At 77.9% G+C, this 556-nt stretch carries 1 protein-coding gene; it reads left to right on the top strand.

The genetic code is table 11. The features are described 5' to 3' along the window. Positions 1–463 (top strand): uroporphyrinogen-III synthase (locus HMPREF0731_RS22790; RefSeq protein WP_007006643.1); only part of this gene is annotated, 463 nt, incomplete at its 5' end. Positions 464–556 lie beyond the last annotated feature (93 nt).

Raw genomic sequence — 556 nt, 5'->3', positions numbered from 1 at the left:
GGCGCTCGCCGCCGCGCGGCTGGACCCGAAGGGCGCGCCGCTCTGCCTCGCCGCCGGCGAGGGCTACAGCATGGCGCTGGCGGAGGCGCTGCGCGGGCATGGCTTCGCGGTGCGGCGGCGGGTGGTCTATGCCGCGCGGCCGGCCACCGCCCTCCCGGTGGCGGCGATGCGCGCGCTGGAACGCGGAGAAATCCGCGCGGCCCTGTTCCTGTCGCCCCGCTCGGCCCATGTGACGCAGCGCCTGCTGCGCGGTTCGGGCCTGGCCGAAACCGTGCGGCGGGTCGCGGCATTGGCGCTGTCGCCCCGGATCGCCGGGGCGCTGGCGGGAATGCCTTGGCAGGCAATCCGTGCTACCCCGGTGCCCGATCTCGCGGCGTTGCTGGCCCTGCTGGGCCCGGCGCCGCGCCCGGCCCCGGAAGGGGGCGGGTCCGAATCGCAGAGCGAGGGGCAGGAGAGAGCATGAGCGATACGCCGAAGGACAGCCCCCAGGGCGAGCGGGCGCGCGAGCCGGCACAGGGCCATCGCCCGGCTGGGCCGGGCCGCAAGGGCGGCCGCG

Origin of the sequence: Pseudoroseomonas cervicalis ATCC 49957, assembly GCF_000164635.1 — a bacterium.
Taxonomy (GTDB): domain Bacteria; phylum Pseudomonadota; class Alphaproteobacteria; order Acetobacterales; family Acetobacteraceae; genus Pseudoroseomonas; species Pseudoroseomonas cervicalis.
The sequence above is the reverse complement of the archived record's forward strand: the minus strand, read 5'-3'. Positions and strand labels throughout refer to the sequence as shown.